Source organism: Stygiolobus sp. RP850M (assembly GCF_037389295.1).
Lineage (GTDB): Archaea > Thermoproteota > Thermoprotei_A > Sulfolobales > Sulfolobaceae > Stygiolobus.
Map to the genome: position 1 here is coordinate 1 of NZ_JBBHKU010000060.1, position 8,584 is coordinate 8,584.

The 8,584-nt window shown below is 38.2% G+C and carries 10 protein-coding genes; 4 read left to right on the plus strand and 6 right to left on the minus strand.

Features of this window, described 5'->3' with window-relative positions:
* Window positions 1-179: 179 nt before the first annotated feature.
* The 5 genes from WIW52_RS08175 to WIW52_RS08195 form a co-directional block, all read right to left on the minus strand.
* Window positions 180-1,361, minus strand: a complete 1,182-nt coding sequence (locus WIW52_RS08175; protein ID WP_337709814.1) for a glycosyltransferase — start codon at window positions 1,359-1,361, stop codon at window positions 180-182.
* 102 nt (window positions 1,362-1,463) lie between these two features.
* Window positions 1,464-1,982, minus strand: a complete 519-nt coding sequence (gene ppa, locus WIW52_RS08180) for an inorganic diphosphatase (RefSeq protein ID WP_337709801.1) — start codon at window positions 1,980-1,982, stop codon at window positions 1,464-1,466.
* Between the two features lie 27 nt (window positions 1,983-2,009).
* Entirely contained in the window at window positions 2,010-2,546 is a 537-nt protein-coding gene (locus tag WIW52_RS08185) for an HD domain-containing protein (protein WP_443295631.1), read from the minus strand.
* A gap of 5 nt (window positions 2,547-2,551) precedes the next feature.
* Entirely contained in the window at window positions 2,552-3,901 is a 1,350-nt protein-coding gene (thiD, locus tag WIW52_RS08190) for a bifunctional hydroxymethylpyrimidine kinase/phosphomethylpyrimidine kinase (RefSeq protein WP_337709805.1), read from the minus strand.
* Window positions 3,879-4,586: a MoaD family protein gene (locus tag WIW52_RS08195; protein WP_337709807.1), complete on the minus strand. Its 708-nt coding sequence runs from the start codon at window positions 4,584-4,586 to the stop codon at window positions 3,879-3,881. The genes thiD and WIW52_RS08195 overlap by 23 nt, the downstream gene beginning before the upstream one ends.
* A 37-nt stretch (window positions 4,587-4,623) precedes the next feature.
* On the opposite strand from WIW52_RS08195, the gene WIW52_RS08200 reads away from it, so the two are divergent.
* Both WIW52_RS08200 and WIW52_RS08205 read left to right on the plus strand, forming a co-directional pair.
* Window positions 4,624-5,082, plus strand: coding sequence for a hypothetical protein (locus WIW52_RS08200; RefSeq protein WP_337701873.1), 459 nt, complete (start codon window positions 4,624-4,626; stop codon window positions 5,080-5,082).
* 54 nt (window positions 5,083-5,136) lie between these two features.
* Window positions 5,137-5,598, plus strand: a complete 462-nt coding sequence (locus WIW52_RS08205; RefSeq protein ID WP_337709817.1) for a CoA-binding protein — start codon at window positions 5,137-5,139, stop codon at window positions 5,596-5,598.
* On the opposite strand, the gene WIW52_RS08210 is transcribed toward WIW52_RS08205, so the two are convergent.
* Window positions 5,591-6,151, minus strand: a complete 561-nt coding sequence (locus tag WIW52_RS08210) for a hypothetical protein (RefSeq protein ID WP_337709809.1) — start codon at window positions 6,149-6,151, stop codon at window positions 5,591-5,593. The genes WIW52_RS08205 and WIW52_RS08210 overlap by 8 nt on opposite strands.
* Window positions 6,152-6,289: 138 nt before the next feature.
* Between WIW52_RS08210 and WIW52_RS08215 the strand changes: the two genes are divergently transcribed.
* A complete protein-coding gene (locus WIW52_RS08215) occupies window positions 6,290-6,484 on the plus strand; it encodes a hypothetical protein (RefSeq protein WP_337709811.1) in 195 nt (64 codons plus the stop codon).
* 97 nt (window positions 6,485-6,581) lie between these two features.
* On the plus strand, window positions 6,582-8,261 hold the full coding sequence (locus tag WIW52_RS08220) for a thermopsin family protease (protein ID WP_337709812.1): 1,680 nt from the start codon (window positions 6,582-6,584) through the stop codon (window positions 8,259-8,261).
* Window positions 8,262-8,584: the final 323 nt, after the last annotated feature.

Here is an 8,584-nt window from a genome sequence, read left to right on the forward strand (position 1 = left end):
ACTCGATTTGTCCTTTTCCGTTTGACATCTTTTCAGTATGAAGACGTCTAAAATTAAAAACTTCTCGCTAATACCGACTTCTTGGTATTACCTCCCTAAGATTCCCATAACTGCTGTATATAATTAATACTCTATAAGACCAGAAGAGGCCATGAGAGAAGTACAAATGATGTCCGGTGCTAAGCAAGTGACTCCATAATCGCCAGTCCCAATAGAATCAGGCTAGACAACCAATATCCATATAGGGAGTTGATGAAACTGAACAAGAAAATTGACAATTCTTTAAATGAAGATTTTTGAGTTTCTTCCTCTCTTCTCTGTTTCGGAGTAACCCTCCACTTATACGGGATTTTCAAAAGTCCTTTCCAATATCCTGAAGTTGAAGCATTTATTATAGTTATTACAATGCTAAAATCTCCTTCTTTCTGACCTAAAGATAAGGCATAAGCCGCTGTAGATACTCCGTAAATAATTAACGGTAATAAGAGGATTGATTGGTTTATTCCAAGTAGAAATTCCAATCCGTTGAATAACAGCAAAGTTAATAAAAACAAGGGATAGATTCCCCACTGCTGAGCATAGATGAACCCCTCAACTCCCTTTAATCCTTTCCCTAACATCTTTAAAGACAATAAGAGTATTTGCGAGGAACCGTAAGACCACCTCTCTATCTGTTTAAAGAGATCGTGTAAAGTATAAGGGGCTTTTGACAACACTGTTATATCGTGGAAGTACTCGACCTTTACCCCTTTAAGGAAAAGCCTTATTCCGAGTTCTAAATCCTCTGCTATTACGCCCTCCTTCCACATACCCACATTCCACAGCATATCTCTCTTTATGGAGAAAGCGGAACCGTTAGGAAAAATCGGTAATCCTAATGAATTCCTACCCCTAAACAGAGATATCATGACCTTGTCTGTGAAGTCCCTATAATACTTCTGTAACTCTGTCTCAACTCCGTATATTGAAATTTTAAAGGCTGCAGCATTAAAATCCTCTTTGTTTAACCTCTTCAAGAATTCCTTATCTACTCTCGCATCTGCATCAAGAAAAACAAAATAATCGCCTATTCCTTTACTACAAGCGAAATTTAGCGCTCCAGCCTTACCCCCTTTAGGATTATCCCTTCTGAAGATTCTGAAGTTTTTAGGCAGGGTGAGATCACCAAATATTTCCTTAAAGTGAGTCTCATCGTCATCTGAGACTATAATCACTTCATAATTTCGATAATCTAAAGAGGACAAATTATCAATCAGTCCTTTTATAGTCTCTCTGTCTTCTCCTTTTACCGCAATTATTACGGAAAAGAACTTTTCTCCTCTACCTTGTGGTTTTATATCACTAGTAGCTTTCAAACCCACTCTGTAATAATAGACTTGTAAAAGGTTCCATAAAGCTGGGATAAATGATAGGAGTAAAATAATAATTATGAGGAAAGAATCAGGGATAAAAAACCACATTATTCATTTTCCTGAAGCCCTTTTAATTGCAGCATTTATTCTAGCCTTGGCTTCGTTTGTAGATCCCCAACCGGAAACTTTTACCCATTTACCTGGCTCCAGCTCTTTATAGTGCTCGAAGAAGTGTACGATCTTGTTCTTTACAGCCTCAGGCAAGTCGATTATATCTCTTATGTTCGAATAGCTCGGGTCTATTTTGTCCTTTGGAACTGCAATGATCTTTGCATCTTCTCCCTCCTCATCCCTCATGTAAAGAATCCCCACGGGTCTAGCTTCAATAGCAGTACCAGGCAGTATAGGATATGACGTTATCACTAATACGTCTATAGGGTCTCCATCCTCCTCTAGAGTACCGGGTACGAAACCGTAATTGAACGGGTACATCATAGACGTATAAAGAACTCTGTCTACCTTTACTACGTCTTCCTCTTCGTCGTATTCGTATTTTATACTTGAACCCATTGGTATTTCTATTACTACGTTTACTTCATCAGGTGCTTTTTTACCTGGACCCATTTTCATAATTTCTCCCTATTAAAAATAAGGGAGCTACTTAATTAAATCATTTATTAGAAAATCTATCTGACTTTCTATTAAATTGAAAGGACTTCTTCTCTTCATCTCTTGTAATACACTGAAATAGGTCTCCATAATTTCCTTGACATCATAACCTTGTCTCAAGTACCTCTTAGCTTGAAGATAAGTAGCTAACATCTCGCTCAACTTCGCTATTTGTCCCTCTAATGACATGTTTTTATACTCCTCGAAAAGCTCTTCTCCAAGACCTAACTGTTTAATTGCTTCCTTCTCAATTTCCTCCTTTTGAGGAAGTCTATCAGTAGCCCATTTAGGCAAATCGCCTAAAAGCGTCTCCCCTATGTCGTGAAACACTGCTATTGTTACTGCTTTCTCTGGCGATACATTGACTCCTTTCTCTTTCAGCTTTTTAGATATGTAGTAAGCCAATATTCCTGCCTCCCAACTGTGTTGTGCTACGGTCTCACCCACTGATGGTGGAACTCCCCTCTGCATCCATCCAGTCCTGACTAAATTCTTTCCTCCTGAAAGTATTCTTTCTAGATCTATGTCCGTCATAGCCTATCACTTAAATATTTTAGCGCACTTAATATTTCTTCTACTGAACTAGTCCAAAGCCTTATCATCGCCTCTTTACCCTTAACACCTCGGTCGAATATCACATTAGGGACATCTCCGTAAGTCATGTAAACATGATTAACCAACCATTCCATGCTTTTACCCTCTATTTGGGGGTTGGGCTCTAGCTCCCTGTTTACTTCAATAACCTCATATCCTATCTCCTTGAGAAGTCTTACTGCCTCGTCTGTGAACTTGATGTTAATTAAAACTCTGGCGCCCTTCTTGAACTTCATGATCGATAATAAAAGCCTTGCCGTATGGGTAGGTTTACCGAACACTACGGGTAAGCCAACTTTCACTTTATTGTCCCAGTTTCTAACTATCCTATCCCTGAACACCGCTATATCCTCTAAGCCAGTTACGAAATCAGGATCTATTGAATGGGCTAAATTAGATTGCACTTCGGGGATTAACTTATAAAAGTTCTTCCATTGTTCAACTTCGTAGGCAAATTTATGCATTTCTTCAATTACCTCGAACTTCATAGACTTTACAAGTGCGGGAGTAATCGGATCAACGGGACCTATACCCTTTCCGATATTAAGCCCGTAATATATAGCCTTTTGGAGTAGCTCTCTAGCGGATCTGAAAGAGAAAACAACGTCTTTTCCTTTTGCTAACCCGGCTGAAATTGCCGTAGCGAAAACACTACCTGTCCCATGAGTGTTCTTGTTATAAACTATTCTCTTGTAACCTATTTTGAAGTACTGGTCCCTCTCGCCGTCGTAAAGGACGTCTATACTATACTCTCCTTCCATGTGGCCACCCTTCACTATGACATACGGGATGTTGTACTGCCTCGAGAGCTCTTTACAAGCTTTTTCAGCATCATTAATTCCCATAACCTTAACTCCAGACAGAATCGAAGCCTCAACAGCATTAGGTGTCAAGACTGTTGTTCTCGGTAATATGACCTTTTTATAATCCTCGATGTCTTTTATTAAGGGAGTGCCGTCTTTTGCGTATATCACGGGATCTGTTACTAACGGAATTTTGTCCGCTAACAACTCAACTACCACGTTAAATTGTTCTTTAGTATAAACCATCCCCAGTTTCGCAGACTTGACTTCGAAGTCAGAAAGCAATGCCTCTAATTGCCTCTTGACAACTTCAGAAGGTATGGGAAAAACGTGAGAGATACCGAGGGTGTTTTGGGACGTAATCGCTGTGGTCACCCCTACTCCGTGAACACCCATGATTTCATAAACTTTAATATCCGTCTCTACTCCAGCACCGTTACCGCTGTCAAAGCCAGCAATACTAAGCGCTACCGGCTTTATCATTCCTCTTCACCCTTGTATTACCAGCAACTACCCAGAACTCTCCGTCGTCTCTTACCTCAAGTTTCCATATACCAGTCGAGTGCTTTACCATTTCAACGGCATCCTCTACAGCCTTAATTGCTTCTTTCCTCCCTCTCCCTAAGGCCATGACTAAGAACACGTCCTCACCAGGCTTTAATTCATCAATTACGTGAATTATCTTAATCTTCACAAGGTCCTTATATTTCTCCTTGAGAGAGGAGATTATTTCCTCGAACCTTTTTTTCGTGTAATCCTCATAAGCTTGGTACTTTAACTTGTATACCTTATGCCCTTCTACAACTCCTTTAACAATACCCAAATAGATTACCATTGAACCTACTTCTTCTCCCGCTTCCTCTCTGAACTTCCTTATTTCCTCTAGTATATCCAACCTCCCACCTATCCTCAGTTCCCCTCCAGCAGGCGGGGGGAAGATTGCCACCTCATCACCGTTATTGATTTCTTCTTGTTTCTTACCGTTGACTAAGATCGAGATTTTTATATTTCCTAGTCCTTCTCTGACTATTTTTCCGAATTCCTTACCGTATTTCGCCTCTAACTCTGAGATGAGACATTCCACGGTCTTGCAATCTGTTTCCACTATTTCGTACTCTTTGCCGGTGAAATCTAATAGAAAAGCGAAATATCTGACCGTAACTTTCATCTCTCCCCTTCCTCTTTTTAATCTTTAAGGTTAAATTGTGGATGACGAGTTTTTAAATTATCTACTTGGTAATGAAAGCAATAGGAGAAAAATTATAGAAGAGAAATACTTAAAGAGTGACGTTGAAATACTGAGAAGACTGAACGATATCGAGAGCATGTTAAGACAAGTTATTAAAAGCGTTGGATCTAGTGACAAGAAACTAACGGAAAACTCTTTATGTGAACAAGTCCTCGAAAAGGGATTCGTGATACTTGAGGGGCATGGAATTAACAAAAACCTCCACCCGTCGTTGTTTGTTTTGCCCTTAGATGAAGGAAGGATATTAGTGACTTTTAAAGATACCATAGACTTACTTATTGCGTTATTTGAAAAGTTCGGGGAAAACGTTGAAACTAATATTCCGAAAAGGCTTTTACCTTTATTCTCTTTCTTACGTAGATCTGGTTTGATTTATTATAATCACGTATCACGAAGGTATGAATTAATAAAATAGATTACATGATTTTGCTTAATAACCTAAAATCAAATAATCTCTAGGGTGATTGTTATAAGTTCAGAGGAGCAGGTAATTGAAGGCGTGTTGAGAAATTACAAGAACATTGCCACAGTGGGCTTTTCCAAAGACCCTTCTAAACCTTCACATCAAGTACCAAAGTTTTTGATATCCAAGGGCTATAACGTGATCCCCGTTAATCCCACAGTAGATGAAATTTTGGGTAGGAAGAGTTATAAAAGCTTACTAGATATCCCAGATAAAATAGAAGTAGTTGAGGTTTTCAGACCCTCTCAAGACGTACCTAGAATTATAGATGAAGTCCTAGAGAGAGTTAAGAGGAAAGGTGACGTGAAGGTAATATGGTTACAAGAGGGGATAAGGAACGATGATGCTGCGGAAAAAGCAAGAAAAGCGGGGCTCATAGTAATTCAGGATAGATGCATGTACAAGGAGTATATGAAAAAGATCGAGGGAAATCCTCATCCTCCACCTGTAAGTCAAGTTGTTAGCTAAGTAAAACCTTAAAGGACTTGTCGTCTAAGTTGAACTCATCGTTAACGTATAATTGGAATAAAGTTAAAGGAGGTAGTTCCAATTCCTTACAATCTGAGAAAATCTCATTGCCAACAATTGTTACGTGTTCCCATGCCTCAAGTTTCAACACTTTTTTTAGATATTTTATCGAAGACAGTACTTCCTCCTTTTTCTTTTCTATAGCACTTTCAGGACCGTAGAAGAATATCTCGGAGTCTGTGAGAGGTATGCGTTCATGTAACTTTACACCCATGACAGTGATACTGACCTCATTATCACATATACATGTACCTCTTTCAATCGTATCCCTAGTTAGCACGTTAATTCTCATTGCCAACTCACTAAGCCCTAATCTTTCAGACCTCTCTTTTAGGAGTTTTAAGGATACTAAAGGAAAAATATAGTAGATTTCTCCTTGAACGTTCAAAGGATAAGCTAACAACTCCGCATCTTTTTCGAAGACCTTTACTCTGGGTATTATATGACACTCCCCATTTATCGAGGTCAGAGACTTAAAAACTATGATTTTCACATTATTATATAGACTAATAATCGATTTAAACTTGACTTGCATTTTATTATAAACTTTGATAATTTTCCTTTTATTTATTGATTTAGCTAAAAGCGTAAATTTATAAACTAGTTAAACTTAATTAATATATGAGGAAAAATGAGAAAAGGCATAAGGTTCTGTAGTTGTAGCGCAGTAGTAGGTATAGGTGCTTTCCTATTCGCGGGAGGACTCGTGGGAATAGTAAAAATCGCGTCGCCTGAATTCCCGCTCTATCTTGGAATGCTCTTAATGATTCTTGGTGTTCTAAGCAGTTCTTTGACCTTAGCCCCTGACCAGAATGAGTATGAATAGGTTAAATAATCAGTTATGGTTAGTAGAAAACTATTTTTTATTCAAGTTAACCGAGCTTAAGAGAAGTTTTATTTAAAGGTATTATACAAATATATCGATGCGGAGATTTATCTTATTTTTATTGGTTTTAACCATTATAGCTGCTGTTCCAGCACCTGCAATAACTCCACAAGCACAAATTTCTCCTAAACCTATAGGTTTAGCCTCTTATGGAATCTACTCTAAAGGTGCTAATTATACATATACAATAACTACAAACCAAATAATAGGTTACTTCAATATATCTTCTATTAATTCTTTCAATCCAAACTCCCCTGAACCTTATTACGCTACGTTACAACTAGGAGGGACAGTTAATAACTCAATGGCCGTAAATTGGTTACAAGAAGAACTGGTATTTAATACGCTTAATGATACCTTTTTCATAGGATGCTATTATAACGGTAATCAGAAATTTAACACGACCTTATTACATTTTTCGTTACCCTTAGCAGGGTATTTAATCATATCTTTGATCTACAACCAAACCTTCACTATAGTTAAATATCAGTACGTAATAATACAAAACGGCAGTAGGTTTTTACCACCTGAAGTTAGAACTGCTATTGTTTCAACTATACACGGTAGGGCTTTTTTCACTGTAAATTTTCCTACCAAGGAAAACGTTGAACTCGTCTTCGGGGGATTTAACAGTGTTACAAACTTCACTTCCTTAAACTCTGAACTTGGGTTATTTTATAACCAGAGCGGACTTAAGCCCTTTCCTTCAGTCTTTAACTTCGGAATGAATGCCACGGGTTCGGCTGAAGACTTAATTACAATCCTTGAGCCAGACGGAAACGTAGAAGTAACGACAGGTAGTCCGAGTTACGGTCTAATAACCAGTAACTACAATCCTCCTATACCACCCTTAACTTTTGTGAACGAGAGTTTTATAATAAACAGATTGGGCATATATCAAAGTAAAGATTTCTATATCGACAAGCCTTACAATATAACTATACCTAACGTTCTGGGAATTAGCAGTAACGTGTACTTATATCTGGAAAAAGTTATAGGACAAACTTACATAATCCCTAACAACAGTACATTCCAAACTTTCGATATATTATTATATTATGACGAGAAAGTAATGGTCACGATCGTCTACCCTAACTCTTCAGCAATTACCTACAACCTACCCGTGAACACTACTGTAACGTTACCGGGGATAATAAATATCAGCAATAACGAAATTCTAGTTTTACAAAAAAACGTCCAAATATTAGTGACTAACTCAACACCGCCAATAATAAATACTTCAACTTATTACGTCCCTGAATATTTAGTCAGGATAACTTACCCTAACGGTACAACAATTATGAATTGGTATCAGAAAGGTACTGTCTTACAGTTACCACAGTATATATACGAAACACCTCATGAGAGATTTGAACTAGTAGGAAAAAACATTATTAATGTATCCTCTCCGTTAAACGTACTGCCTCCTTATCAGCTGGAGTATGAAGTGTCCTTAGACTATGGGAACTTTAATGTTACCTATTGGGCAAAGAACGGTCAACTGGTTACTCTTAACGCGTATATTCCTTTGTTCTACGAAGGAGAATGGGAAGGAACCTATAATGTTCCTGTAGGAGGCACTGTAGTTGTAAACCAATATATTATTGAAAGACTAGTCTTAAGCCCGAATATAGCGCTTATCTCCTTACTGGCGTTGATATCAGCCTCGGTAGTGTTAGTATTAATCTTCTGGCATAGAATTAGAAAAATTCTATGAAGTTAGTTCTTTACTTTAATGAATATTGTGAGAGCTGAAAGTACTAGGGATATGAGGATGAAAAGAGATGATACTAGAAATGCAAAGTGAAGACCCTCTGTGAAAAATACCATACAGCAGTTATGGGAATCTTAGGGAGGTAATACCAAGAAGCCGGTATTAGCGAGAAGTTTTTAATTTTAGACGTCTTCCTGCTGAAAAGATGTCAAAGCGGAAGGGACAAGTCGAACTGGCTAAGGAGAGGCTGGTCAAGGCGGTCAACCAAGTTCTGGGCGTGATCAGGAGGAACGGGAGGAGCAGGAAGGTCGAGTCAGCACTAGTCC

What these genes read in the sequence shown, in the direction of transcription:
- WIW52_RS08215 (WP_337709811.1), top strand. Translation starts at nt 6,290, where the DNA reads ATGAGAAAAGGCATAAGGTTCTGTAGTTGTAGCGCAGTAGTAGGTATA.
- WIW52_RS08220 (WP_337709812.1), top strand. Translation starts at nt 6,582, where the DNA reads ATGCGGAGATTTATCTTATTTTTATTGGTTTTAACCATTATAGCTGCT.
- thiD (WP_337709805.1), bottom strand. Translation starts at nt 3,901, where the DNA reads ATGATAAAGCCGGTAGCGCTTAGTATTGCTGGCTTTGACAGCGGTAAC.
- WIW52_RS08195 (WP_337709807.1), bottom strand. Translation starts at nt 4,586, where the DNA reads ATGAAAGTTACGGTCAGATATTTCGCTTTTCTATTAGATTTCACCGGC.
- ppa (WP_337709801.1), bottom strand. Translation starts at nt 1,982, where the DNA reads ATGAAAATGGGTCCAGGTAAAAAAGCACCTGATGAAGTAAACGTAGTA.